This is a genomic window from Psychrilyobacter piezotolerans (genome assembly GCF_003391055.1).
GTDB classification, from domain to species: domain Bacteria; phylum Fusobacteriota; class Fusobacteriia; order Fusobacteriales; family Fusobacteriaceae; genus Psychrilyobacter; species Psychrilyobacter piezotolerans.
Genome location: NZ_QUAJ01000017.1, coordinates 53,480 through 79,465 on the forward strand (window position 1 = coordinate 53,480; position 25,986 = coordinate 79,465).

Sequence of the window (25,986 nt, forward strand, 5' to 3'; positions counted from 1 at the left end):
GCCATGGATATTGAAAGAGCCATAAAACTCATAGAAAAATCCGATACAGTCTTTGCAGCAGTAAAAGATAGGAAGGTAATCTTTGTCTCAGAGGAAAGGGGGATAAAACCCGCCCTGGAATTTTTTTTCCTTGGAAAAGAAACTACCCAAGGAAGTTCTGTAGCTGACAGGATAATCGGAAAAGGGGCGGCCATGGTTCTTTCCCTTTGCTGCTGCAAGGAGTTATACGGTGGTGTCATCTCCCGGGATGCCCTTGCTTCTTTGAAGAAGGGGGGACAGACTGTCCAGTGGGGAACTGTGGTCCCCTATATAATAAATCGCAGGGGAGACGGCATGTGCCCGTTGGAAAAACTGCTCTCAAATACAGAGGATCCCCAGGTGGGACTGGATATTATAAAGAAATTTTTGATGAAGTTAGGAGGTAAGTAATGAAGTACAGGAAGATGCCAAAAACAGGGGAAAAGATCTCTATCTTAGGTTTTGGGTGTATGAGATATCCCCTGAGAGATGACGGATCCATCCATGAGGAACTTTCGGAAAGAATGATGGATTACGCCATTCAAAGGGGAGTAAACTATATAGATACAGCCTGGCCCTATCATAAGGGGGAGAGTGAACCCTTTGTAGGAAGATTTTTAGAAAAATATGGTCTCAGAGACAGGGTAAAGCTGGCCACCAAACTTCCTTCGTGGCTCATAGAAAAGAGAGAGGATATGGACTACTACCTGGATGAACAGTTAAAAAAGCTGAGGACCAATCACATCGATTATTATCTTGTTCATGCCCTCGATAAAAAAAGGTGGGAGCAGGTCAAGAAATGCGGTATCTTTGACTTTCTGTCAGCTGCTAAAGCAGACGGCAGGGTGAGGAATGTGGGATTTTCCTTCCACGACGACCTATCCGTTTTTAAGGAAATCGTCGATTCCTATAATTGGGATTTTTGCCAGATTCAATATAACTACATGGACATAGAGTTTCAGGCAGGAAAAAATGGGCTTCTCTATGCTGCTGGAAAGGGACTGGGTGTAATCGTTATGGAACCCCTGAGAGGCGGTAAGATAGCAGGGAGGGTTCCCCAAGAGGTGAAGTTGTTGTTGGACTCCCAGAAAAAGAATTACTCCCCTGTGGAATGGGCCCTCAGGTGGGTGTGGGATCATCCCCAGGTAACACTGCTTTTGAGCGGTATGACTGCTCTGGAGCATGTTGTGGAAAATGTAGAGGTGGCATCCAAAGCCGAACCTTCTTCCCTCACAGAGAAGGAAAAATCCGTCATTGAAGAAGTCCGGAATATATACAGGACCAGAATGAAAGTTCCCTGTACCGACTGTAAATACTGTCTTCCCTGTCCCTCTGGTGTAAATATCCCCAGAGTTTTCCAGTTATATAACGACGCCTTTATCTTTGATGATATGGAAGGTGCCAGAAAAGATTATAATATGTTTCTAAAGGAGGATGAGAAGGCTCACAACTGCATTGAATGCGGAAAGTGCGAGAGCCTCTGTCCCCAGAAGATTTCTATAATAGAAAAGCTGTCTCAGGCTGTAAAAGCCTTTGAAAAATAGGAGGGATTTTTATGAATGTAAGAAATTTTGAAGTTTCCAAGGGGAAGGGAGTGACCTTTGCACTTTTTATGACCTTTTCGCTTCTAGCTCCCTATCTCTTTCATCTGGCAGGATTTAATGGAACTGTTTTTCTTCCAATATTTTTAGGAGTTATTCTGGCTTCTCAATATCTTAAATCTACGGGAGTTATGGGAATAGCACTTCTCACTCCCTTAGCTAACCATATCCTTACGGGGATGCCCATGAGGGCCCCTCTGCCCATGTTGCAGCTCCTCACTTTGGAGGCAGCTGTTTTAGGGATGAGTGCTTTCTATCTCAGGGGAAAAACTTCCAAAACTCTCCTTAGAACAGGGATTCCTTTATTATTGGGACGCATCTCTTCTATAATTTTGGTTTTCTTTTATCCCGGTCTATCCCTAGACCTCTGGATAAAGAATTTTATTCTGGGAGTTCCAGGGATGATCCTCAATACAGCCCTGGTTCTCGTGGTTCTCAGGTTCTTTCCGGTTAAAGAGTAAGGTAAACAAAAAAAAGCCGGGCAGCTGCCCGGCTTTTTTTTAAGGTCAATAGATTTATATATCGATAGAAAAATTAAATTTTTAATTGCTAAAAAAAAGAAATATCGTTTTTTTTTGTATAAAATCTATTAGGAAAAATTGAAAATGAGGTGATCCAAGATGGATAAAAATAAAAGAAATAATAAAGCTCAGGAAAAATCCCCATTGAAGGTGGCTTTGATTTCCCCCATAGCATGGAGAACCCCTCCCAGGCATTACGGTCCCTGGGAGAATATTGTCTCCTTACTCTGTGAAGGATTAGTAAAAAGAGGAGTGGATGTAACCCTATTTGCAACAGGGGAGTCTATAACAGAAGGGAAATTAAGGTCGGTGTGTCAGGTCGGGTATGAAGAGGATAAAAATATAGATCCCAAAGTCTGGGAAAGTCTCCATATAGCTAAGGTATTTCAGAGTGCCGATGAATTCGACATTATACACAACAATTTTGATTTTCTTCCGCTGACCTATAGCGGGTTAGTGGATACGCCGGTAGTTACCACGATCCATGGATTTTCCTCTGAAAAGATCCTTCCTGTATATGAAAAATATGGTGAGAATACCTACTATGTTTCAATAAGCGATTCGGATCGGAGTAGCAGCCTGAATTATATAGATACTGTGTATCACGGGATAGATCTGACCCAGTTTACCTATAGAGATCTGCCGGAAGATTACCTGTTATTTTTTGGAAGACTGCATAGAGATAAAGGCCCTAAAGAAGCTATTGAAATTGCTAAAAGATCCAATAAAAAACTCATAATGGCAGGAATTATTCAGGATGAAGGGTATTTTAAAGGTGAGATAGAACCCCACCTCAGTGGAGATATTACCTATATAGGAAGTGTTGGTCCCAGAGAAAGGGATAAGCTGCTAGGGGGAGCCCAGGCTCTTCTCCATCCTATATACTTCGAGGAACCCTTTGGATTATCTGTTGTTGAAACCATGGCTTGCGGGACACCTGTAATAGCCTATAACAAAGGCAGTATGCCTGAACTTATAGAGGATGAGGTCAATGGATTTCTTGTGGATGATGTAGATGGAGCTCTGGCAGCCCTGGACAAACTCCCAAATATTGAGAGGAAGAGGTGCAGAGAAACTGTAGAGGAAAAATTTTCAGTGGGCCGAATGGTAGATGAATATATAAAAGTCTATGAAAAGATCCTCAAAGAACGAGGAGGTAATAGATGAAGAGAGAAGTGGTAACTCGGTATAAAAAAAATCCCATACTGACCAAGGATGATGTGCCATATCCTGTGGCTACAGTTCACAATGCAGGGATTGTTAAATATAAAGGTAAATATATTATGTTATTTCGTTCCCATCTGCTAAATGGAAGATCGATTATTGGAATGGCTAAAAGTGATGACGGTTATGATTTCAAAGTGGAATCGAAACCTTTTTTGACACCCTGTGAAGACAAGGGATCGATATTTTCCCAGTATGAGGAATATGGTGTAGAAGACCTGAGAATCAGTGAAATAGACGGGGAATATCTTTTGACCTATAGCTGCTATTCCAAATACGGAGTAAGGATAGCTCTGGCAAAAACCCTTGATTTCATAGAGGTAGAAAGAGTTGCTCTTATAACCCAGGCAGATCTGAGGAATGTAGTAATATTTCCAGAAAAGATAGGTGGACAGTATGTGAGGCTGGACAGGCCTCATTCAGAGATATCTAAATGGTCGATCTGGATATCGTACTCACCGGATCTAATACATTGGGGGAGATCTAAATTAATAATGCAGCCCCATAAATACCACTGGGATGAGATGAAGATAGGACCTGGAGCCACTCCCATAAAGACTGAAAAAGGATGGCTGAATATATATCATGGTGTATTTAAAACCATGTCAGGATCTGTTTACAGACTGGGGGCAGCCCTTCATGATTTGGAAGATCCCTCTATTGTACTGGGAGTTTCAGACGAGTGGATTCTGGAGCCGGAAGATCCCTGGGAGGTAACAGGCTATGTGCCCAATGTAGTCTTTACTTGTGGAGCAGTGGATGAAGGGGATGGAACAATAAAAATTTACTGGGGCGGAGCCGACAGTGTCATGTGTGTAGGAGAAGCCAATATAGATGAGTTAATAGACCTGTGCATAAAGGGGGGGAGTTAGAATGGGAAAATTAAATGTAAGGAGGATAGGGAAGATATTCAGGCCAGATCCGTCCAGGGTAATTATAAAATCTCATATACCTTCAGGTGAAGGGCGTATAGAGAATATCATAACACGGGTTTTAAACCTATCGGATGAGGAAGCCCATAAGATTTTGCAGGATATAATAGAAGACTTCTCAGGAAGGCATAAAAATATATGGGATGCACTGGATAAGCACTATAATAGAATAAAAAAACATATCCCTTCAAATCAAAGGATAAGTGATACAAAAAGAGCCCTGCTGGGAGCTTATTTTTCCCAGGAGTATACAGTTCAATCGGCGGCTTTTTTTAATCCGTCTATTGTGAAACATCCGGATCAAACTCAAGTCCCAGAAGGGAGTATAAGATTTATATTGAGTTTTAGAGCAGTGGGAGAAGGGCACCTATCCTCCATAGAGTTTAGGGGGGGAATTGTAGATAAAGAAGGTAACTTCGAATTTGATGAGGTGAGCCCCTTTGTAGAAAGGGCAGTAGCCGTGAATAATCCCGTATATAAAAAAGATATACTCTTTTGTAAATTGGATGAGATGCATGAAGACTGCAGTTCCTTATCAAATCTAAAAGAACAGCTATCGGATGAATTTAACTTATCTGAACTCCGGGCTCTTTTGAATATATCACCAGAAAAAAAAATTCATGACCTAAAGGATACCGTATTGTGGTTAGCAGAATCCAATTATGAGCTGCAGTTTAAAATAGATCAAAAATTATCTGAAAGGATTGTATTCCCCAGTTCACAAAATGAAAGTAACGGAATAGAGGATGCAAGGTTTGTACGATTTAAATATGATGATGGAGAGATAGTTTATTACGCTACATATACTGCCTACAATGGAGTTAAGATCCTGCCTCAAATATTGGAGACTAAAGATTTTTTTAACTATAAAGCTATAACGTTAAACGGAGAGTACGCAGCCAATAAGGGGATGGCTCTTTTCCCGAAAAAAATAAATGGGAAATACATGGTAATCTCCAGGGTTGACGGAGAAAATCTGTATATAATGTCATCTGAAAACATCCATTTTTGGGAAACTGCACAGATACTGAGGCGGCCGAAATATGATTGGGAATTTATGCAGATCGGGAACTGCGGGTCGCCCATAGAAACAGACAAAGGGTGGATAGTTTTAACTCATGGTGTGGGGCCCATGAGAAAATATTGTTTAGGAGCGATCCTCCTGGATCTGGAGGATCCGGCAAAGGTAATAGGAGCTACCAGGGAGCCCATATTAGAACCGTTAGAAAGCGAAAGAAATGGTTATGTGCCAAATGTAGTGTACTCTTGCGGTGGGATCGTCCATGGGGATAATTTAATTATACCTTATGCAATGTCGGATACAAATTCAGGGATAGCCCTGGTTTCTGTAAAAGAATTACTGGATTACATGCTAAATTAGGGGGATGGATACATGATAGATAAGATTATAGATGGGCAGAAGAAAATAGGTGTTGTAGGAAATTATCTCCCAAGACGGTGTGGGCTGGCTACCTTTACAACAGATGTAAGTAAGGCAATCAGAAGTGAATTAGGTGAAGATAAGAAATTGATAAATATAGCGATGAATGACAGGGAAGAGGGGTATGATTATCCTTCAGAGGTAAAACTAACAATTCAGGAAGATGACAGGGAAGAATACATTGAAGTGGCCCATTATCTGAATGAGAATGAGTATGGAGCTGTAATTATTCAGCATGAATATGGAATCTACGGCGGTGAAGACGGAGAATACATTATAGAGCTCATGAAAAGGTTAGAGATGCCTGTTCTGACCAACCTTCATACGGTACTGGAAAATCCAAGTTTAGGCCAAAGAAAGGTAATGAATGACTTGGCTAAATACTCCGAAAAGCTATTGGTAATGAGTAAAAAAGCTTTCGATATATTGATGAGAGTATATGGAATCCCTAAAGAGGTTGTAGCTTTTGTTCCCCATGGAATACCGGATACTGCCTATGAAGAGCAGGGTATATATAACGATGCAATAGGTTTAGAAGGAAAAGAAATTATTCTTACCTTTGGTCTTTTGGGTCCTGGAAAGGGACTGGAAGTGATGATAGAAGCAATGCCAGCTATTGTCAAGAAAAATCCCAATGCGGTTTATTTAATCCTGGGGAAAACACATCCCCATATCTTAAAGAAAACAGGAGATGTATACAGGGAGAAATTAAAAGAGCAGATAAGGAGTTTAAATTTAGAAAAAAATGTTGTTTTTCATAATAAATTCGTGGACTTAGATATCCTTGTAAAATATATAAAGACATCCACTATATATTCTATCCCATATCTGAATAGGGAACAGATAACTTCCGGAACATTAGCCTATGCTCTTGGATCAGGGGCAGCAGTGGTATCTACGCCCTTTTGGCATGCTGAAGAACTCTTAGCAGAAGGAAGAGGTGTATTGGTGCCCTTTAGAGATTCAGAGAGTTTAGCCAGAGAAATAAATATGTTGTTAGCAGATTCAGAAAGGCGTCAAAATATGAGAAGAAAGGCCTACGATTACGCCAGATCCATGATTTGGCCGAAGGTTGCCAAGAGTCATTTGAAGATCATAGGGGAGTGCAAAGGAAAAAAAAAAATCAATATATCTTCTAAAAAAAAAAATAAACGAGAGGATGGAGCAGGGTCAAGAAAGATCCTTAATAAATTACCTGAGATAGACCTATCTCATCTAAAGATATTGACAGACGATACAGGAATACTTCAACATGCCAAATATACTATTCCAGATTTAACTCATGGGTATTGTGTAGATGATAATGCCAGAGCACTAATCGCTACATCGATGTATTACAACCTCAGAGAAAACAGGGATATATATCCTTTTATTCAGAAATATCTGGCCTTTTTAAATTATTCCTTTGATGAAAAGACAAAGAGGTTTGCAAATTTTATGTCCTACGACAGAAGGTGGCAGGAAAATATAGGAAGTCAAGATTCTCACGGGAGAGCTCTTTGGGCCCTGGGAGTCACATATAAAAACATAAGAGATGAATCTATCCGGGCCATCGCTATGGATCTGTTCACATCTGCACTTTCTGTGGTAACAGACTTCACCTCTCCCAGGGCCTGGGCTTTTACGGTTCTTGGCTTATCGGCATATTTAGAAGTAAATCCAGAAGACACAGGAAAAAAAGAAATTAAGAGGATTTTAGCTGAAAAAATTCATAGTTTATATAGGAATACAGCAACCAACGACTGGGTTTGGTGTGAGGAATCCGCTACATATTCCAATGGGATTTTACCCCACGCTTTAATATTAGCCGGGGAATATATCAATGATAAGGAGATGTATAACACAGGAATTCAGTCTCTGAAGTGGCTCCTAAAAATTCAAACCGCTCCAGAGGGGCATCTTTCTGTAATAGGTAATGAGGGCTGGTTTAACAGAGATAAAGAAAAAGCTGCCTTTGGTCAGCAGCCGGTCGAGGCCATGTGCTTACTCAATGCCTGCTTAGATGTATATAGAATTACCAGGGATCGTTGGTGGCTGAATGAAGGAAATAAATGCATGGCCTGGTTTTTTGGAGAAAATGATCTGAATACTCCTCTATATAACTATGACGATGGGGGATGCCGGGATGGATTAGATTCTCATGGGGTAAGTAAGAATCAGGGTGCTGAATCTACATTGGCCGGGTTAATATCCCTGATTAACATCCACGGGATAGCTGCTGAATAATTTATCTTTCCAGTCGGTTAATTAGATTTAGTAAGAAAAAAGAGGCTTGACCCAAAAGGGTCAGCCTCTTTTTAAGCTCTTAAAAGGAGTACGTCTATTTATTTGACACGAATGACACTAATAGATGACCTCTGCCTTACTTCCTCTGACAGTTTTTTCTACCTTAATTTGGCTGGTTATTGTCTGCTTTAATTCACTCACATGGGAGATGATTCCCACAGTCCGGCCGCTGCTTTTTAATTCCATCAAAATATCCATGGCTACAGAGAGAGATTCCTCATCCAGAGTACCGAATCCTTCATCTATAAAGACTGAATCGAGCTTTACCCCGCCGTTTTGTGACTGCACCACATCGGATAATCCCAGAGCCAAAGCCATAGATGCTTTAAAAGTTTCACCCCCAGAGAGAGTTTTAATACTTCTTTCCTTTCCTGTATGGGAATCGAAGATATTTACCTCCAATCCCGATCCGGCATTTCCTTTTTTACCGGTGTCTAACCTCATATGGTATTGATTATTTGTCATTATGCTGAGTCTGTCATTGGCTCTGTCCAAGACGTCCTGAAAATAAACGGCCAGAACATAGTTTTGAAAAGTTATATTATTTCTTTTTTCTCCATATTTACCCACAGATATCTCGTAGAGTTTATTAAAAGTTTTATACTGTTTTCCTTTATCTCCTAATATTTTTCTGCTGTCCTCTAATTTTTTTTCAGGGTTAATAAAACTATTCAGCTTAGTCTGTTCCCTGTTTATAAATTTATCTAATTCATTGATCTCCTGGGTGATTAGTTTACTTTTTTCATTTAACTCCTCTAAATCGATCAGGTCTAAATTTTTAAATTTTTCAGATTCAGAAATTATAGTTTTGAAAGCAATTGTTTTGTCTTTATATACCTGAATTTCATTAGTTATTGAATCAACGGGTAGGTTAATTATAGAACAATATTCATCTATATCGATAAAATTATGATCTTTTAGAGATTCATTCCATTTCTTTTGTTTTGTTTTGAGATCTTCCTCCAGATCTTCGATGTTTTTTTTGCTGCTGTCCAGCTGAATCTCTTGAGTTTTTATTTGTTCTTTTAAATCTTCAATTTCTTTTATAAGATCCTCTAATTTATTATGTCTATTTATAGTAGAACTCAATGTTTCATCAAAGTCTTTTATATTTAATTTTCTTTTTTCAAATTTATTTTTGATATTAAAATTAGCTTCAATAAATCCTTTTAGCTGAGACTGAGAAACCTCTAAATTAGTAGAAATTTCACTTTCTTTTGCAACGGCTTGGATGATTTTATCGTTATTTTCGTTTTTGTTTTGAGCAGCTTCATCCAGGTCAGCCTGTGTAGGTAAAGTTTCCAATTTGGTATTAAGATCAGATATTTTATCTTGGTATTCTCCTTTTAAATTTAACAGACTAACTCTATCTTCTGGAAGATTATTCAGAGCAATTGATTCTAAAAATTTATTGTTCTCACATTCCAATTGATTTTTTAATGAGAAGAGATTACCTTCACAAAGATTTAGCTTTTCTTTACAGATTTCATACTTATCTTTATTTTTATTTAATTCTTCTTTGGTAGGAGAATTCGATGGTTTTTTAGGAAGGCTCGGGTGGGTAGTAGAACCGCAGACCATGCAAGGTTTTCCTGGTTCTAACTCTTTTGACAGATTATAAGCTTCATTTTCAAACCATCTGTGACTGAGATCACTATAAATATCCAGTTTTTTTTGAGTTAGTTCTATTAATTTATCGATATCTTTCTGCTGCAGTTCAATTTTAGTTTCGATAGAGATGATATTATCCAAATTAGCCAATACAGGAGTTAAAATAAGTTGTTTTTTTTCTAACAGACCCCTATGATCATTAATTTTTTTACTTTCCTCCAACTCTTTCTTTAGAGTAGACTCAATGTGTTCAAAATAACATTTTTGAGAATTTAAATGTTTAATACTCCTTTTTGTGTCACGGAGCCTTCTGGTTAATTTTTTTATCTCTTTATTCAAATTAACCATCTCTTTCTCATGGAAAATAAAAACTTTTAGATCCTCTTCTAAGACACTCATCTTACTTATAAGCTCAGATGTTTCTTCCAATTCTCTTTTGAATTTATCGTAATTAACAAATTTTTCCTTGGAAATATTCTGTGCATCTATAAGAGAGTTTTTATTGCGGAAAAATTCTTTTTGTTTCTCATCCAAATTTTTCTGAGAAGCCAAAAGAGTTTCATATTCCCCATTTATCTTCATGGCTTCTTGGTTTATCTTTATTTGATTTTTTTTACTTTCTATATCTTTATCTTGTTTTTGAAGGGTTAAAAGATCGTTCTCAGCGGAATGTAATTTTTTTATACCTTCATTGATCGCTTTAGATTTCTCTATCTCTTTAGTCAGCGTTACAATATCTAACTTTGATTTTTTGTTTTGTTTTTCCCTTATAGCAGTTTCCAAAGATAATTTACTGGATCTTATGATCAGGTTAAGTTTTTCATAATCGAGGATCTCACCTTCTAATAAATTTTTCCATTCTTCATCTTCTATCTCCAAAGTTCTCAAACCAGCAAAGATATCTCCCTTGTTTTTATAGATATTTTTTCTGATCATATCTACTCTATCTTTTAATTTATAGCTGACTTTTTCATAGATATCGGTATTGAAAATCTGTTTCAGTATCTCTGATTTTTGGTTGGAATTGGCCTGAATAAATTCACTGAAGGAACCCTGGGCCAGCATAATTATCTTTTTAAATTGTTTATAATCTAACTTTATGATATCTTCCTCGATGAATTTATCCACCTCTTTTTTATTGGTTTTGATCTCATCTTTGAATTCGATCTCCACACACTCACTTTTTTTCGAGGGTTTGCCGTTTCTATTGATATATTCATATGGAGGAGTTCTCTTCACCCGGTATTCGATGCCATCCAGATCAAATGTATACTCTGCATAGGCTTTGGATTTTTCATTGTCATCGATATAGTCACAGATGATACCATTTTTTTTCTCATTATCATCAAAGTTTGCCCTGCCAAATAAGGCATAGGTAATCCCGTCAAATATAGATGTTTTTCCTGCCCCTGTAGCCCCGGTGATAAGAAATAACCCCTCCTCATTGAGCTTTGAAAAATCAAGGTTAATTTCACTGGCATAGGGACCGATCCCCATCATCTTAAGTCTTATAGGCCTCATTAATGAGCCACCTCCTTAATTTCATTGATGACATCTCTTAGTTGTTTCATCTCCTCTTCATCTATTTTAATTCCTACACTGCCGGCCAGATCTGCAAAAAGCTGGTCAGCCGGGATCTTGTGGATCTCTTTGGAGGAGTGATCTTTATCTATGGAATCTGTGGCTGGTATCTCTATTCCAAGCTCCATAACTTGCGAGTATCTGCTTCTTAATTTATTCATGGCATCCAATACACTTTCAGTGAGAGTTATCTTTAAATACGCATCACGGTCGACGTCAGCCTCCATAATTTCACTGAAAGTACCCCTTAATTCGATCATGGGATATTTATCCTTTATCTCAACCTGTTCCAGATCAAACTTATCTTTTTCAATATCTATGATGGTCAATGATTTTTTTTGATTTTTTTCGGAAAAAGAGTACTTTATAGGAGAACCGGAATATCTTACCCTTTCGCTTTTAACCTTCCGGTTACCGTGGAGATGACCAAGGGCCGTATAATCAAAATCCAGAAAATATTTTTCAGCGACAGATTCTTTTCCCCCTATAGCCAAGGGTTTCACAGATTCCTCCCTTTCTATCTCTTTTTCATCATCCCCGCTGCCAATAACAAATCCATGGTAGATAGCTATGTTAACCCTGTCACTGTTTAAATTTTTAACAGCCTCACCTGTGATAAATTTCATAGTATCATCGTAGGTGGAGATAACCAGCTCCCTTTCCTCTATGATTGTTTCAAATTTTTTCCTTATTACAGCGGGAGTAACAAAGGGCATTAAATAAAAATCAAAGTTATTTATACTTATTTTATTTACCAGTTTTTTATATTCTCCAAGGATATGAAGTCCCTGTTTTGCCAGGATCCCCCTTGAAAAATCAAGTCTGGCAGGGCTGTCATGGTTGCCGCTGATGGCAATCACATTGACAGATAATATATTGATCAGGTGTGATAAAAAATCATCCAACAGTTGGATAGATTCTTCAGAGGGGACAGATCTGTCGTAGATGTCCCCTGCAATCAAAACAGTTTCTATATTTTTTTTTGAAATCACACTGTATATCTGTTCAAAAATATCCCTTTGATTTTCAATCATAGAATATCCGTTAACTTTTTTTCCTATGTGAAGATCACCCAGGTGCATTATTTTCATCTTACCTCCCCTAACATCCATTATTAAGATAATGATACCAATAAAAAAATAAAAAAGCAACGTGACGTTGCATCCAGACAGGTATAATTTCCTAGATAATAAAAAAATCTTCCCATGGGAAGATTTTTTTTATTGCTGCTATTCAGGTTCCTTCTTTTCACATTCACACTCTTTCTTTTCTTCACACTCAGTTTCTTTCTCTTCACATTCACACTCAGGTTCCTTCTTTTCACACTCTTCCTTCTTTTTATCCGGATCAAATGCATCCATTAATTTTTCATACTCGAACTTGTTGGCAATATCATCCTCTTCATGATATTTCTTTAAATCATCCATGGGAATCCCGGTTTTCTTAGAGATGTTTTCCATAGAATGTTTCTCGATGTGAAGCAGATGTTTTATATAAGCGATAAATTTTTCATGATAATGTTTAGACATAATAATCACCCCTGGTTAATTTTTTTAATCACTCTAATTATAATTTACACATTAAATTCGGATTTCCTTTTTTATTTATCCAAATTAGGCATAGTCCAGGGTTTTTATCTCAAAATTCTATGGTTACAAAGTAAACTACTAGCATTTTTGGGGTGCCATTCACTGGTAGAAATCTTGGTGATGCCACTTGCTGGTATAATTTCCCAGATAAAAAAATCTTCCCTGTCAATCAGATGACAGATCTGATTAATCGGGAAGATTAAAATTTTATATTTTTTTTACAAATTCAGTTTTTAATTCCATAGATCCGATCCCATCAATTTTGCATTTGATGTCATGATCTGCATCGACTAATCTTATATTCCTAACTTTAGTCCCTTTTTTAACCACAAGGGAGCTTCCTTTTACTTTAAGATCTTTGATTACACTGACAGTATCTCCGTCTACTAAGATATTTCCATTGGCATCTTTGTATACTTTTTCTGCATTTTCTGCTGCTTCTATCTCTGGATTCCATTCATATGAACACTCAGGACAGACCATAAGGTTTCCATCTTCATATGTATATTCTGAATTACATTTTGGACAATTTGGTAAAGTTTTCATAATTTCATTTCTCCTTTTACTATCTGCAATTTATTTTCTAATTATAGTTTTTTATATGAAATAAAAAACCCACGTGTAATATTTTATAATATTTTTCAATAAAAATCAAGTTCAGTATTTTTTTACTCCCATGAAAACTCAGATTTAACATTCAAAAAAACTGCTTAAGAAAATAGGCGAGCTGTTTTACAAAACGACCCACATACACTATTCTTTTTCACCATTACACACACACCAAATAAATAAATCATTATAACTTTTTTATGTTTATTAATACCTTGTATTACCTATAATGAAAATATGAATTAAGAAAAACATCTTGATAAATCTTAAAATACTTTTTTAATTTTTCCTTTTTAAAATTTTTAATAATATTCTTTAATTTAATCATATGCCCTCCCTGAATAAACAAACATATATAATTAGACAAATCGACTGTTATAAAATTTACTTCTATATTTTCTAATCAAATACAAGGTGAAAAATTATAACAATTTTTTATATATCTAATGGCTTTATCACATAAAAAATTACGTGTTTTAACATTTCTGGTTTTAGCCGCTTCCTCGAGTAAACCTTTATATATAAGCAGCTGCAGATCATTTATAGGTTCAATTTTATCCAGAGTTATAAATCTTTCATCAACCAGGTTAATAAGAACCTCTTTATTCCTCTCATAGAGGTCTAATTTTAAGATTATATTCTCAAACTTCGTGAAAGATGTTGGGATATCTTCAGGATAAATTTTATAAAACTCTTCAAGTACACAACTATTTTCTATATTTTTTTGATTATAATCCAAATTTGAAAAAAATATAGAGCTGTAAATTTTTGGTCTTTTAAAGGAGCATTTGCAAAAAAACTCCCAAATCAAAACAGATTCTTCTAATGGGTTTTTAGCTTCAATAATATAATCATTTAGACCCTCAATACATTCTTTTAAAAATTTGAGAGAACTTAAAAGTATCAAATAATCTAAATTTTTAAAATAAGTATAAAGAGTAGCACTGTTATACCCGGTAATCTTGGCAATTTTTCTTATACTAACTTTTTCTATGCCCTCTTCTTTAATAATAGTCACAGTTGTATCTATAAAAAGTTTTTTTATGGCTAATTTCCGTTCTAATCTTGTCATAATTTTTTCCCCTTTAAATTATTCATATATTATATAACATCTAAATTAATTTTATCTGACTTTCCTTTGATCTGCGTATCCTTTTCAAATTCAACGTATATTTTTTCATTAAATATTTTATTTAATAATTTATCTTCCCTATACTGTTTAAGTTTATTCAGATCATTTCGAAGACCGATATGTAAACTATAAGTCATGGCAAGGAGCATAGCTGTAAAGGGCAGCCCCGAAAGAATAACCCCTGTTTGAAGGGCACTTAATGCCTGACTTCCCCCGGCAATTAAAAGTGCTGCTGCTATGGTACCTTCCATTACAGCCCAAAATATTCTCTGAGGAATCGGAGAATCCATCTTTCCTCCAGAGGTCAGGTTATCAACCACAAGGGAGCCAGAATCCGAGGAAGTGACAAAGAATGATATAACTAAGAATGTACCCATCACTGAAAGAACCATCTTAAAAAGTGAAGATATTTCTAAATTCTGGATCATTGTAAACAACGAAGTCGCTACATTATTGTTGACTGCATTCAGCAGAACTCCTCCATCTATACTGTTTTGAAATAAAGCTGTTCCTCCAAATGCAGACAGCCAGACAAAACTTAGCAATGTAGGTACTATGAGAATAGCTAATATAAATTCTCTAACTGTTCTTCCTTTTGAAATTCTGGCAATGAACATCCCTACAAAAGGTGACCATGAAATCCACCATGCCCAGTAGAAAATTGTCCATGAACCCTGCCACTTATTCCCGTTTTCAGTAAAGAAACTTATAGAAATTAAATTATTCAAATAAAATCCTATTCCATTATTAAAAGCTCTTACCATATAAAGAGTCGGCCCTAAAACTATAATCAGAATAAGAAAGACGGCTGCGACTTTCATATTCAATTCTGAAAGGATTCTGACTCCCTTACCTATTCCGGAAACAACAGATAACGTTGCTATAGATGTAATTGCAACTATAATTATTACTTGTACTTTCGGTGATTGAGGGATCCCGAATAAAAAATTTAATCCTGCATTTATTTGCTGTGATCCAAATCCAAGGGAAGTGGCCAGTCCAAATAAACATGAAACTACAGCTGTTATATCGATGATATCTCCTACCCATCCAAATACCTTATCTTTAAATATCGGATAGAAAACAGATCTTAAAGAAAGAGGCAATCCTCTGTTATATGCAAAAAATGCAAGGGATAAACCTACCAAGGTATAGATTCCCCATGGATGAAATCCCCAGTGATAAAAAGTTATACCTAAAGCCTCTCCAACAGAATTCCCATCGGTTATGGGCATCTTTGTTGTAGCGTGGTAAAGGGGCTCCCCTACACTCCAGAACATAAGACCGATACCCATTCCGGCACTTATAAGCATGGAATACCACGCAAAATTAGTATATTCCGGTTTTGCTTTGGGTCCTCCCAACCTAACTTCTCCCAATTTACTGAACATAAGATAGACAGGGAAAATTAAAAATATATTGGCACTTATTATAAAAAACCAATTCCAGTTGTTGGTTATACTGTTTTTAACACCACTCAAAATTTCATTGACCCTCACAGGATCTTTTAAAGTAGCTCCTATAAAGAATAAAACCAACAGTCCGGAAATAATTGATACCTGCGGATGGAAGTCAAACCCCCACTTATTTACATTCCTGGAATGTAGTAATTTTGTTTTCCCTTTTAGCTTATCGGTTTCAAACTTCGGTTTATTTAACCTCGTCTTTGATTTTTTGATTTTTTTTTCCACTTTTCTCCTCCTAAATAAATGACAAAAAAAAACACTCTAATTCTATTACCATAGCGGTAATAGAGTTAGAGTGTTTAAGTTTCGTCTAATAGACTCACAATATGCCACATAAGTAGCATAACTCATTGCCTCAAAAAAGACCCTGAATAAACCCCAGTTCTACAAATATTTTTCAAATCAAATTTTCCTTTTTTTCAATTAGTTCGCATCTATACTATAAAAAACATTATAGACCTCGCCAATTAAGTAATCATTTTATCTACTTCATAATGTATTGTTTTTAAAATTATAACACACTTTATGTACTAAATCAAATGCTCTTTTTTCATAAACAGAATCTCCCCCCTGAAATTGCAGTAAATAACTTCAATTAACTTTTAATTTAATCGATGATATGGTAAACTTTGAGTAAACACGAAAAAAAAAAAACTGTCATTTTTGATATTTATTTTTTAAAAAATGATTGTGATATATGGGAGAGAAAGATGGAAAAAATATTAGATAGGATAGTTAAAAAAAATAAAATTAAAACAAAATTTGGAAATGTGGCAAATTATATACCCGGACTGGATAAAGCAGGAAAGGAAGACTTGGGGATATGTTTATTGGATATGGATGGGAATAGATATGTACATGGTGATTATAATAAAAAATTTACTATTCAAAGTGTATCTAAACCAATAGCCCTCATGCTGGCTATGTTAGATAATGGGGTAGATTATGTATTTTCCAAAGTGGGTACAGAGCCTACAGGAGATGCGTTTAATTCTATGATCAGGCTGGAGACGGCTATTATAAAAAAACCGTATAATCCAATGATAAATGCCGGAGCCATAGCAGTTTCATCTATGATAAAGGGGAAAGACAAGGAAGAAAAATTTAAGAGGCTGCTGGATTTCTTTAAAATGGTGACTGAAAATGACACCTTGGAATATAACGAAGAGATCTATTCGGGGGAAAACAGAACCGGAAATAAAAACAGGGCGATGGCTTATTTTATGAAGGATCAGGGAGTGATAGAATCATCTGTAGAAGACAGTTTGGATGTATATTTTAAGCAGTGTTCCATAGAGGTAACTACCGTAGATCTGGCTATGGTTGGGATGTTTTTAGCCAGAAACGGCAGATTATCTACCGGGGAAAAAATAATCTCAGATTATCAGGCTAAGGCGGTAAAATCACTTATGATGACCTGTGGGATGTATGATGGATCGGGAGAATTTGCTCTAAAAGTAGGAATACCATCGAAAAGTGGAGTTGGAGGAGGAATAATGTCCGTTTTGCCGAATAAGATGGGGATAGGGATATATGGTCCGGCTTTGGATAAAAAAGGCAACTCCATAGGTGGAGACGGAATATTAGAGGATCTGTCCAAGGAACTGGATCTGAGTATATTTTAAAACCCTGTAATCAGGGGTAAGGGGGCTTTTATGCAAATAAAATTTTATAATCAAAATGCATTGGATAAAAAAAAATATTCAATAATCATTCCTCTGTATGAAGGGAAATTAGTTTTAGTTAAACATGAAAAAAGAGATACTCTGGAACTGCCCGGCGGACACATAGAAAAAGGTGAAACAGCCGAGATGGCAGCCAAGAGGGAACTGTATGAGGAGAGTGGGGCAACCAGTTTTGAGCTGACTTATCTATGTGACTATAGTGTAGAGAAAAACGGAGACTTAGGATACGGCAGTGTATTCATGGCTGCAATAAACAAATTTGGGAACCTGCCGAATTTTGAGATGGAGGATAAATTCCTAGTGGGAGAAATACCTGAAAATCTTACCTATCCAGAGATCCAGGGAGAGTTTATAAGGAAATATCTGGTAAAAAATGGAGAAAATTTTGAATTTAAAGAAATTTAGCCACCAATGAACACCAATCTATAAAAAATTAGTCACGAATGGCACGAAAAAAATCTTAGTGATCTCTTTAATTTTTCCTTTGTGAACTTAGTGTAAGGAAGTTCTAAAGGTTTTGACTTTATAAATTCGTATAGTTTGTGACAAAAAAAGATTCTTTTAGTGTAACTTTTTATCTCTTTGCTTTGTGCTGAAAAATTAGAGGTTTAGATTAGTGTGAAAAATTCAAAAGGTAATTTTATGTGGATAATTTAGGAGGGTAAGTTGAATTTAGATAGAAATAAATTTTTAGAGGATAATAAAATTCATGATAGCTATCATGAATTTTTTACTTTGGAGATAATACATGAAATAGAGGGGATAATGGGAACGATCAGTAACTATACTCCACCGAAAAAAGATATATTTAAAGTGTTTAGAGATGATCTGAGCAGGGTAAGGGTGGTGCTCCTGGCCATGGATCCATATCCCCAGGAAGGGGTAGCTACAGGTCTTGCTTTTGAAGTGGAAAAAGATTCGTGGATGGATAAGGGGGTAAATACCTCGTTAAAAAATATGGTGAAATTAATCTATAAAACCTATATAGGTGAGATCCCTGCAATAGACAGACTGAGGAGTGAGATAAAAGACAAAACCTTTGAAATACTGCCTCCCAATGAACTGTTTAAGTCCTGGGAATCACAGGGGGTTCTCCTCTTAAATACTGCACTGACGGTGGAGATAGGAAAGTCCGGAAGCCATATTAAATTATGGGAAAATTTTACAGAAAAACTCATAGGCTTTCTAGAGAGGAAAAATAATAACCTTATATTTCTGCTTTGGGGAGCTAAAGCCGGGAAGTATAAAAAGTATATAGAGAGATCCCAAATAATAGAGCATAACCATCCTGCTATCTGTGGGAACTTAAAAAATCAAAAAGATTTTTTAAACGGTGAGAGTTTTGAAAAAACCAGGGAGATAATCGATTGGACAGGAAAGATAACGACTTAGCCACCAATGAACACCAATCTATAAAAATTAGTCACGAATGGCACGAAAAAAAATCTTAGAGATCTCTTTAATTTTTCCTTTGTGAGCTTAGTGTAAAGGATTTGATTTTAATTTCTAAAAATCTGTGGCAAAAATAAGTTCTAAAGATTCCATCTTTAATACGGGTCTCTTTTCTCGATTCACGAGTACCTAATTTATTTCTATTTAGAAAAAATTAAAATGTGGAAAACGAGACGTAAAAGTTCAAGAAGGTTTATATGTTGTCTTTGTGAGTAAGTCACAATTGTCACTGTAGGAACACTACAGCTGAGGTATAACGACTATAAACTTCGTTTTAAACCAAGAGAAAATAATTTTCAGTGTAAATTAAAGGATTTTCTGTGTCCGCAATATTCTTAGTTTATGAAATAAACTTTAGAGATATTGGTGATGCCCACATCGGGTAGTCTCAAAGAGATCCACGTTCTATGGGTTAAAGGTTTTAGCCAAGAAAAAAGATTTTCTTAGTGTAACTCTTTATCTCTTTGCTTTGTGCTGAAGAATTAGAGGTTTAGATTGGTGGTAGAAAATAAGCGTAGATTTATGTCAAAAATTTTTAAATATAATTTAGGAGGAAAAAAGAAATGAAGTATTTTTTATTTATAGATCACCCCAAGGGTGGATTGGATACGGTCAGTGAGGAAAAAGAGGAGAGGATCAGAAGTTATTTCAGCGGGATAGATACCATAGAAACTAACCTGACTTTAAAGGGAAAAGAGTATAAGGCTGTGATAGACTATGCAATGTTTGCAAATTTAACTAATTTTGATTGTTTTAACTGTGTAGAACACTGCTGCGGCGATGCCCCGGCAATATTTGATAAAAAAATTCGAAATTTTATATTGGAAAATAAAGAAAGTTACAATGAACTGACTAAGACCCTGGATATATTAGAACAGTTAGGCAACGATGAGGATGAGATAGAAGATATGATCACAGAGGAGGATGTATTAGTACCTTCTAAATATTTAGGGACCGAGGTAGATCTGTGTGCCTGTGCATATACTCCTAAAAATGGCCAGACCCTATGTTCCCTGCACTCAATTTGTCTGGATAAAAAGATGAGCCCCAGGGAAATTATAGAGAATAAACCCCTCATATGCAGCATATGGCCTCTGGAGATAATATTGGATGAAAAAACGAATACTCTCTACCTCACACTGCCGGATGATTTTACTAATAATTTCACTATAGAGAACTTTTATACAAAATCCTGTATAAATATAGACTTTGCCATGAGTCCGATTTTCAGGAGGGAAAACCCGGGGGGGTTCCTAGAAGATGACTTCAAACCATTCATAGTTACCTATGGAGAAACCCTGAAAAATGTCCTGGGAGAAAATATATACAATATGATAAAAAATAAATTATTAGAGGAAGAGATATTGGAAAACGATGATTTTGTCATAGAAACAGAACAAATAAACAAAGTGCTGACATAAAAGAGTATAAAAAAATGATATCTTTTCACAAAAAATGTTGCATTTTTTCAACCTTTAGTTATATAATAGTTTTAGGAAGCTTAATACTAAAAAAATTATTCGGGGGATTTAATTATGCATAAAGTAAGTTTAGAAGATATCCAAATGGCACAAAAAGTTTTAAAACCGGTTATAAAACACACGTGTTTATTAGAGTGTAAGGCATTGAGTGAGGTTACAGGGGGAAATGTTTATTTAAAGGCAGAAAATCTTCAATTAACAGGATCATTTAAGATAAGAGGAGCTTTTAACAAGATAAGCAACTTAACTGACGCAGAAAAAGCAGCAGGTGTAATTGCATCTTCAGCTGGAAACCATGCTCAAGGGGTAGCACTTAGTGCTACTAAGTTAGGAATAAAATCAACTATAGTGATGCCGGAGATCGCACCATTAGCAAAGGTAGCCGCGACTAAAAACTTTGGAGCAGAGGTAGTATTACATGGTTCTGTATATGACGATGCCTATGCAAAAGCCTGTGAGATCCAAAAAGAAACTGGAGCTACATTCTTACATCCATTTGATGATAAATTTGTAATTGCAGGACAGGGGACTATAGGATTAGAGATTTTAGATCAATTAGAAGATGTAGATGTAGTTCTTGTACCAATCGGTGGAGGAGGAATCTTAGCTGGGATCTCTACTGCTATAAAAGCAATCAAGCCAAGTGTAAAAATAATCGGTGTGGAAGCAGCTCATGCCCCTTGTATGAAAAGTGCAATTGAAAAAGGAGAAGTTTATACAATAGATTCAAAAGCTACAATAGCTGATGGAATCGCTGTAAGAAGAGCAGGAGACTTAACTTATGAGATCATCAAGGAAAATGTAGATGAATTCGTAACTGTTACAGAGGCTGAGATAGCTAGTGCTGTATTATTATTACTCGAAAAAGGTAAGATAGTAGCAGAGGGAGCTGGAGCAGTATCTGTAGCAGCACTTCTAAACTCTGACTTAGATCTTAAAGGTAAAAATATAGTATCTGTAATATCTGGTGGAAACTTGGATGTTAACCTTATGGAAAGAATCATCAATAAAGCGTTGATCGGTGAAAACAGAAGATATACATTAAAGGTAAAATTAGTGGATAAAGCAGGAGAGATGACTAAATTATTAGGATTGATAGCTGAATTAAAGGCTAATATCTTAACTCTTAATCAAACTATGTATAAGAATTCCCTTGCAATTGGTGAGCAGGAAGTAAAACTTACTTTAGAAACTTTTGATAAGGTGCATACTGACAAGATCGTAGCAAAATTAACTGAAGAAGGATATGAAATAATAGGTTAATTGGAAGTTAATATAGAATTAAGGAGATCCAATATATATATTGGATCTTTTTTTTCAGGCAGTTATAAATTTATTGAGGAGGAAAGATGGCAGAGCTCAGAATACCCAGGGAAGATGAAAGGACAGAGATAGAGAAGCAGTATGAGTGCGTGAGAAAGGGCTGTATATATGTAGAAGCACTCTTGTCTGTGAGTTATAGTATGTTTAGCAGCACTTCTGTCCCAAGGGTGAGGTGTACAGCCGGTAATTTTTATTTAAATCCCCAGAGTAAGATCTGTGGTAATTTTTGTAAGTCGTTATAATAGAGGAAATTATACAATGAAAAATTGGAGGAAAGATGTTTTTTATAGGAGTTTTTGGAATTGGACAAAAAAGAAAAGTTCTTAAAGAAGTAAAATTTAAATGCACAGGGTGTATGGGAGAAAAAGCTGTTTTAATTCAACAAAGTAAAAGTTTTGATTTGTTTTTTATTCCTGTATATCATTGGGATAAAGTATATTTAATAAACTGTTTGTCATGTGGAAGTTTATATAAAGTAAAAAAAGAAAAAATCACCCAAATAATTGAGAATTCTAAAGTAGAATACGATGATATAGAAGATATTATCTATGAACAAGTCAGTTGTCCAAAGTGTGGGACCAGAATAGATAAAAGTTTTAAATATTGTCCAAAATGCGGGAAGAAGTTATAAAATTCCCTATTTTTATTTAAGCAATAATAAATTGATTTTAGCAATAGAACTAGTGTTTTGCGCTAAGAAAGCCTTGTAAATATTGAGGTTATAAAAACGTGCACCATGGCGAAAATTCAGGTAGATAATAATTCTTGTCTGAATATAAGATTTTTGGATAAAGTGACAAAACAGGGGAAACCCGATATAATATAAGAAACAATTTATAGAAAAAGGAGTAAGTATGTTAAAAATACATTTTGTTAGACATGGACAGACCGAATGGAACGTTATAAAAAAATTGCAGGGGCATCTCAATTCGCCATTGACCGAGGAAGGAGTAGAGCAGACGGAACTTCTCTATGAAAAATTAAGGTATGTTGATTTCAGTAAGATCTATACCAGCCCCCAGGGAAGAGCACTTCATACTGCCAGAATTTTAAAAGGAGAAAAAGATATAGAGATCTTGGAACTTCAAGAGATTATGGAGATGGGATTTGGAAATGTAGAAGGGTTAGAAAAAGAAAAGTTTAAGGAGAAACACCCGGAAGCTTTTATGAATTTATGGACCGATGCTGTGAAATACGACCCCAGTGATTTTTCCGGAGAATCTTTTATAGAGGTGGAGAAAAGAGCCATAGAAGGGTTGGAAAAATTAGTGGAGGAAAATAAAACAGGAGATATCATGGTAGTCAGTCATGGAATGATTTTAAAAGTTATATTCGGTTATGTATTAGGACATGGTCTGGATAAATTCTGGATAGATCCGGTGCCTCAAAATACCAGTGTAACAACTATCAGCTATAATGACGGGAAATTTAAGATGGAAAATTTTTCCAATATAGATCATCTGGAAAATGCAGAAGAGATAAGCTATATATAGCAGCGTGACGTTACACCCATTAGCCATGATATGGCTTAAATAAATCTTTTCTTTAAAAGTCCGATAATTAAATGATATAAATTTTAAATTAAAAATAATAAAAGAAACCTAGAAAAAATAAAATATATAGAATATAATGAAACGATAATTTTTTACAATTATAAATAATATAAAAGGAAGGTATGAAAAATGAAAATAGCTATTGGCAGTGATCACGGTGGATTTGAATTAAAGGAAAAAGTAATAAAATTTTTAACAGGAAATGGATATGAAGTTTTAGATCTAGGATGTAACTCTATGGATTCTGTAGACTACCCTAAATATGGAAGATTAGTAGGAGAAGCAGTAATTGAAAAAAAAGCTGATAAAGGAATTGTAATCTGCGGGACTGGAATAGGAATTTCTATTGCTGCAAATAAAGTGAAGGGTGTAAGAGCTGCACTATGCACAAACACAACTATGGCCAGATTGACTCGTGAACATAATAATGCCAATGTATTATCTATGGGAGCAAGAATGGTAGGAGATATCTTAGCCTTAGAGATGGTAGATGTATTTTTAACTACTGAATTTGAAGGCGGGAGACACCAGAAAAGAATAGATCAATTAGAGGGATAGACAGATAAGATTTATATTTAGGAGGTAGAATTTATGAGTACATTATTTACAAAAATAATTAACAGAGAAATTCCAGCATCTATTGTATATGAAACGGATAAGGTGATAGCTTTTAACGATATCAACCCACAGGCACCGGTTCATATTTTAGTGGTTCCCAAAAAAGAGATACCTACATTAAATGACATTGAAAGAAAAGACTGTGAATATCTAATGGAGATGTATGATGCCGTTAAGCAGATAACCAAGGATCTAAATGTTGCTGAAGATGGGTACAGAATAATAACAAATTGTAACAGCCACGGAGGGCAGGAAGTATATCACCTGCACTTTCATATCTTAGCCGGAGAGCATTTGGGCCCTATGAGGAGTATGAGATAGGAAACTATCTTTATAGAATTGAATTAAAAAGAGGGTGATCCAAAAGGGTCACCCTTATTTACTTTTTGATATGTCATCTTAGTATGAAAAAAATCAAAAGTAGAGAAAATAATATTGTAGAAAGAGTTCCTAGAAGAAGAGACGGATAATCCTGCCAGAGTCTGTACCCACAAAGATCGATCCGTCTGGAGCCTCTTTTATAGCCCGTACCCGTTCCTTGCCGAAAGTATCTATCCGCTCCTCCTTCCAGCTTCCATCTTCTTCATAAAGTCTGTTTAGATGAGTCAGTTTAAGGGCTCCTGAGAAAAAGCTTCCCTTCCAATCTTTAAACATCTTTCCGCTATAGATAAAAAGACCTGAAGGGGCAATGGACGGGGTGAAGTGATAGAGAGGCTGTTCCATTCCCTCCTTTTCAGTTCCCACGCCGATACTAGGTCCCCAGTACTCACGTCCGTAGGTAATCACAGGCCAGCCGTAGTTTTTCCCAGGTTCCACTAAGTTGATCTCATCTCCGCCACGGGGTCCATGTTCATTTATCCAGAGCTCATCCTTACTCCTGTCATAGAAGATTCCCTGGGAGTTTCTATGTCCGTAACTATATATTTCAGGGAGGGCACCCTTTCTTTTGGTAAAGGGATTATCCTTCACTGCTTCTCCCTCTTTGGTTATCCTGAGGACCTTACCTTGGTGGGAGTCTAGCTCTTGTGCATACTCCCTCTCTCCCCTGTCACCTACTGTGATAAAGAGGTTTCCCCTGCTGCTCTCCTCTATCCTGCTCCCAAAGTGCCGGCCCTCATTGTTTTTTTTCGTTGTGGCTGTAAATATAGTCTTTCCCTCCACCAGCTTCATATCTTCCCATCGGGCACTGTAGACAGCAGTGGTAAGACCTGCTTCTGAATCCCTAGCTGAATATGTTAAAAACACCTGAAGCTTCTTATCTATATGGATATCCAGTAAGCCCCCCTGTCCCACAGTTTCAACCTCTGGTATCCCGGTTATTTCAGTGATCTCCTTCGTTTCCAGATCAAGGTGTTTTAATCTTCCCTCCCTCTCTGTAAATAAAATATTACCCCCGGGCAGAAAATCAAAAGCCCATATGATACCCTGTCCTCTTGCTACTACCTCAGTTTTAGGAGAGTATGATGACGAAAAAGTGTTCATACTTAAAGATATTAACAGAGTAAGAATCAAAATAGTTTTATTCATAGAAAACCTCCTTAGATTATGATTTCTAACCAATTTTATATTGAATATGGGGATAAATCAAGGTAAAATATTTTACGTAAGCGTCGTTGCCCTGATGTGGTGGTTTATGACTTCATCCGCATTAATGGATATACAGGAAAACCATTAGGTTCCATGCTATGTTCAAAATAATAATATTTATATAGAAAAATCAGGTTTTTTAAGCCTGATTTTTTTTATTATCTAGGAAATTATAAATTTGAATATTTGTAAAAAAGAAGAAGTTTAGTTGGATGATAAAGAATTTTTAGAGAAAAAATTACTTTTAGGAAATAAATGAATAAAAAAATGTATATA

The 25,986-nt window shown here is 36.0% G+C and carries 24 protein-coding genes; 17 read left to right on the forward strand and 7 right to left on the reverse strand.

Annotated elements, in window-relative coordinates; all coding sequences use genetic code 11:
* Window positions 1-3: 3 nt before the first annotated feature.
* The 7 genes from DYH56_RS10195 (at window position 4) to DYH56_RS10225 (ending at window position 7,963) form a co-directional block, all read left to right on the forward strand.
* Window positions 4-429, forward strand: a complete 426-nt coding sequence (locus tag DYH56_RS10195; RefSeq protein WP_114642765.1) for a DUF1893 domain-containing protein — start codon at window positions 4-6, stop codon at window positions 427-429.
* Window positions 429-1,562, forward strand: a complete 1,134-nt coding sequence (locus DYH56_RS10200) for an aldo/keto reductase (RefSeq protein ID WP_114642766.1) — start codon at window positions 429-431, stop codon at window positions 1,560-1,562. The genes DYH56_RS10195 and DYH56_RS10200 overlap by 1 nt, the downstream gene beginning before the upstream one ends.
* Before the next feature lie 11 nt (window positions 1,563-1,573).
* Entirely contained in the window at window positions 1,574-2,080 is a 507-nt protein-coding gene (locus tag DYH56_RS10205; RefSeq protein WP_114642767.1) for a hypothetical protein, read from the forward strand.
* A 159-nt stretch (window positions 2,081-2,239) separates the two neighbouring features.
* Window positions 2,240-3,307: a glycosyltransferase family 4 protein gene (locus tag DYH56_RS10210; protein WP_199533015.1), complete on the forward strand. Its 1,068-nt coding sequence runs from the start codon at window positions 2,240-2,242 to the stop codon at window positions 3,305-3,307.
* Window positions 3,304-4,236 (forward strand): glycoside hydrolase family 130 protein, encoded by a 933-nt coding sequence (locus DYH56_RS10215; RefSeq protein ID WP_114642768.1) that lies wholly within the window; start codon window positions 3,304-3,306, stop codon window positions 4,234-4,236. Before DYH56_RS10210 ends, DYH56_RS10215 begins: the two co-directional genes overlap by 4 nt.
* A 1-nt stretch (window position 4,237) precedes the next feature.
* Window positions 4,238-5,677 (forward strand): glycoside hydrolase family 130 protein, encoded by a 1,440-nt coding sequence (locus DYH56_RS10220; RefSeq protein ID WP_114642769.1) that lies wholly within the window; start codon window positions 4,238-4,240, stop codon window positions 5,675-5,677.
* Between the two features lie 12 nt (window positions 5,678-5,689).
* Complete coding sequence (locus tag DYH56_RS10225; protein ID WP_114642770.1) at window positions 5,690-7,963, forward strand: glycosyltransferase family 4 protein; 2,274 nt, start codon at window positions 5,690-5,692, stop codon at window positions 7,961-7,963.
* A 117-nt stretch (window positions 7,964-8,080) separates the two neighbouring features.
* On the opposite strand, the gene DYH56_RS10230 is transcribed toward DYH56_RS10225, so the two are convergent.
* From DYH56_RS10230 to DYH56_RS10255, 6 genes are all read right to left on the reverse strand, one after another.
* Window positions 8,081-11,155, reverse strand: coding sequence for an SbcC/MukB-like Walker B domain-containing protein (locus DYH56_RS10230; RefSeq protein WP_114642771.1), 3,075 nt, complete (start codon window positions 11,153-11,155; stop codon window positions 8,081-8,083).
* Window positions 11,155-12,306 (reverse strand): exonuclease SbcCD subunit D, encoded by a 1,152-nt coding sequence (locus tag DYH56_RS10235; protein ID WP_158539120.1) that lies wholly within the window; start codon window positions 12,304-12,306, stop codon window positions 11,155-11,157. The genes DYH56_RS10230 and DYH56_RS10235 overlap by 1 nt, the downstream gene beginning before the upstream one ends.
* Window positions 12,307-12,444: 138 nt before the next feature.
* On the reverse strand, window positions 12,445-12,744 hold the full coding sequence (locus tag DYH56_RS10240) for a hypothetical protein (RefSeq protein WP_114642773.1): 300 nt from the start codon (window positions 12,742-12,744) through the stop codon (window positions 12,445-12,447).
* A gap of 267 nt (window positions 12,745-13,011) precedes the next feature.
* The gene (locus DYH56_RS10245) at window positions 13,012-13,350 is read right to left on the reverse strand and encodes a zinc ribbon domain-containing protein YjdM (RefSeq protein WP_114642774.1); all 339 of its coding nucleotides are present in this window, start codon (window positions 13,348-13,350) and stop codon (window positions 13,012-13,014) included.
* Window positions 13,351-13,816: 466 nt separating this feature from the next.
* Complete coding sequence (locus tag DYH56_RS10250; RefSeq protein ID WP_114642775.1) at window positions 13,817-14,485, reverse strand: TetR/AcrR family transcriptional regulator; 669 nt, start codon at window positions 14,483-14,485, stop codon at window positions 13,817-13,819.
* A gap of 29 nt (window positions 14,486-14,514) precedes the next feature.
* A complete protein-coding gene (locus DYH56_RS10255) occupies window positions 14,515-16,236 on the reverse strand; it encodes a BCCT family transporter (protein ID WP_233500026.1) in 1,722 nt (573 codons plus the stop codon).
* 485 nt (window positions 16,237-16,721) lie between these two features.
* On the opposite strand from DYH56_RS10255, the gene glsA reads away from it, so the two are divergent.
* The 10 genes from glsA to DYH56_RS10305 all read left to right on the forward strand — a co-directional run bounded on the left by glsA (window position 16,722) and on the right by DYH56_RS10305 (window position 24,444).
* Window positions 16,722-17,636 carry a glutaminase A gene (gene glsA, locus DYH56_RS10260; protein ID WP_114642776.1) on the forward strand — a complete coding sequence of 305 codons (915 nt, stop codon included), beginning with the start codon at window positions 16,722-16,724 and terminating at the stop codon, window positions 17,634-17,636.
* A 30-nt stretch (window positions 17,637-17,666) separates the two neighbouring features.
* Complete coding sequence (locus DYH56_RS10265) at window positions 17,667-18,101, forward strand: NUDIX hydrolase (RefSeq protein ID WP_114642777.1); 435 nt, start codon at window positions 17,667-17,669, stop codon at window positions 18,099-18,101.
* A 261-nt stretch (window positions 18,102-18,362) separates the two neighbouring features.
* Window positions 18,363-19,088, forward strand: a complete 726-nt coding sequence (locus tag DYH56_RS10270) for a uracil-DNA glycosylase (RefSeq protein WP_114642778.1) — start codon at window positions 18,363-18,365, stop codon at window positions 19,086-19,088.
* 623 nt (window positions 19,089-19,711) lie between these two features.
* Window positions 19,712-20,569: a hypothetical protein gene (locus DYH56_RS10275; RefSeq protein ID WP_114642779.1), complete on the forward strand. Its 858-nt coding sequence runs from the start codon at window positions 19,712-19,714 to the stop codon at window positions 20,567-20,569.
* A gap of 114 nt (window positions 20,570-20,683) precedes the next feature.
* Window positions 20,684-21,892: a threonine ammonia-lyase gene (gene ilvA / locus DYH56_RS10280; protein WP_114642780.1), complete on the forward strand. Its 1,209-nt coding sequence runs from the start codon at window positions 20,684-20,686 to the stop codon at window positions 21,890-21,892.
* An 86-nt stretch (window positions 21,893-21,978) separates the two neighbouring features.
* Window positions 21,979-22,194: a hypothetical protein gene (locus DYH56_RS10285; protein WP_114642781.1), complete on the forward strand. Its 216-nt coding sequence runs from the start codon at window positions 21,979-21,981 to the stop codon at window positions 22,192-22,194.
* Between the two features lie 35 nt (window positions 22,195-22,229).
* Window positions 22,230-22,583, forward strand: a complete 354-nt coding sequence (locus DYH56_RS10290) for a zinc-ribbon domain-containing protein (protein WP_114642782.1) — start codon at window positions 22,230-22,232, stop codon at window positions 22,581-22,583.
* Window positions 22,584-22,806: 223 nt separating this feature from the next.
* A complete protein-coding gene (locus DYH56_RS10295; RefSeq protein ID WP_114642783.1) occupies window positions 22,807-23,445 on the forward strand; it encodes a histidine phosphatase family protein in 639 nt (212 codons plus the stop codon).
* A 189-nt stretch (window positions 23,446-23,634) separates the two neighbouring features.
* Window positions 23,635-24,063 carry a ribose 5-phosphate isomerase B gene (gene rpiB / locus DYH56_RS10300; protein WP_114642784.1) on the forward strand — a complete coding sequence of 143 codons (429 nt, stop codon included), beginning with the start codon at window positions 23,635-23,637 and terminating at the stop codon, window positions 24,061-24,063.
* Window positions 24,064-24,096: 33 nt separating this feature from the next.
* Window positions 24,097-24,444: a histidine triad nucleotide-binding protein gene (locus DYH56_RS10305; protein ID WP_114642785.1), complete on the forward strand. Its 348-nt coding sequence runs from the start codon at window positions 24,097-24,099 to the stop codon at window positions 24,442-24,444.
* A gap of 129 nt (window positions 24,445-24,573) precedes the next feature.
* Here DYH56_RS10305 and DYH56_RS10310 read toward each other — a convergent pair whose 3' ends face one another.
* A complete protein-coding gene (locus tag DYH56_RS10310) occupies window positions 24,574-25,650 on the reverse strand; it encodes a PQQ-dependent sugar dehydrogenase (protein WP_114642786.1) in 1,077 nt (358 codons plus the stop codon).
* Window positions 25,651-25,986: the final 336 nt, after the last annotated feature.

Bases quoted from the DNA above. Each gene is read 5' to 3' on its own strand.
- DYH56_RS10195 (WP_114642765.1), top strand. From the start codon at position 4: ATGGATATTGAAAGAGCCATAAAACTCATAGAAAAATCCGATACAGTC.
- DYH56_RS10200 (WP_114642766.1), top strand. From the start codon at position 429: ATGAAGTACAGGAAGATGCCAAAAACAGGGGAAAAGATCTCTATCTTA.
- DYH56_RS10205 (WP_114642767.1), top strand. From the start codon at position 1,574: ATGAATGTAAGAAATTTTGAAGTTTCCAAGGGGAAGGGAGTGACCTTT.
- DYH56_RS10210 (WP_199533015.1), top strand. From the start codon at position 2,240: ATGGATAAAAATAAAAGAAATAATAAAGCTCAGGAAAAATCCCCATTG.
- DYH56_RS10215 (WP_114642768.1), top strand. From the start codon at position 3,304: ATGAAGAGAGAAGTGGTAACTCGGTATAAAAAAAATCCCATACTGACC.
- DYH56_RS10220 (WP_114642769.1), top strand. From the start codon at position 4,238: ATGGGAAAATTAAATGTAAGGAGGATAGGGAAGATATTCAGGCCAGAT.
- DYH56_RS10225 (WP_114642770.1), top strand. From the start codon at position 5,690: ATGATAGATAAGATTATAGATGGGCAGAAGAAAATAGGTGTTGTAGGA.
- DYH56_RS10230 (WP_114642771.1), bottom strand. From the start codon at position 11,155: ATGAGGCCTATAAGACTTAAGATGATGGGGATCGGTCCCTATGCCAGT.
- DYH56_RS10235 (WP_158539120.1), bottom strand. From the start codon at position 12,306: ATGAAAATAATGCACCTGGGTGATCTTCACATAGGAAAAAAAGTTAAC.
- DYH56_RS10240 (WP_114642773.1), bottom strand. From the start codon at position 12,744: ATGTCTAAACATTATCATGAAAAATTTATCGCTTATATAAAACATCTG.
- DYH56_RS10245 (WP_114642774.1), bottom strand. From the start codon at position 13,350: ATGAAAACTTTACCAAATTGTCCAAAATGTAATTCAGAATATACATAT.
- DYH56_RS10250 (WP_114642775.1), bottom strand. From the start codon at position 14,485: ATGACAAGATTAGAACGGAAATTAGCCATAAAAAAACTTTTTATAGAT.
- glsA (WP_114642776.1), top strand. From the start codon at position 16,722: ATGGAAAAAATATTAGATAGGATAGTTAAAAAAAATAAAATTAAAACA.
- DYH56_RS10265 (WP_114642777.1), top strand. From the start codon at position 17,667: ATGCAAATAAAATTTTATAATCAAAATGCATTGGATAAAAAAAAATAT.
- DYH56_RS10275 (WP_114642779.1), top strand. From the start codon at position 19,712: ATGAAGTATTTTTTATTTATAGATCACCCCAAGGGTGGATTGGATACG.
- ilvA (WP_114642780.1), top strand. From the start codon at position 20,684: ATGCATAAAGTAAGTTTAGAAGATATCCAAATGGCACAAAAAGTTTTA.
- DYH56_RS10285 (WP_114642781.1), top strand. From the start codon at position 21,979: ATGGCAGAGCTCAGAATACCCAGGGAAGATGAAAGGACAGAGATAGAG.
- DYH56_RS10290 (WP_114642782.1), top strand. From the start codon at position 22,230: ATGTTTTTTATAGGAGTTTTTGGAATTGGACAAAAAAGAAAAGTTCTT.
- DYH56_RS10295 (WP_114642783.1), top strand. From the start codon at position 22,807: ATGTTAAAAATACATTTTGTTAGACATGGACAGACCGAATGGAACGTT.
- rpiB (WP_114642784.1), top strand. From the start codon at position 23,635: ATGAAAATAGCTATTGGCAGTGATCACGGTGGATTTGAATTAAAGGAA.
- DYH56_RS10305 (WP_114642785.1), top strand. From the start codon at position 24,097: ATGAGTACATTATTTACAAAAATAATTAACAGAGAAATTCCAGCATCT.
- DYH56_RS10310 (WP_114642786.1), bottom strand. From the start codon at position 25,650: ATGAATAAAACTATTTTGATTCTTACTCTGTTAATATCTTTAAGTATG.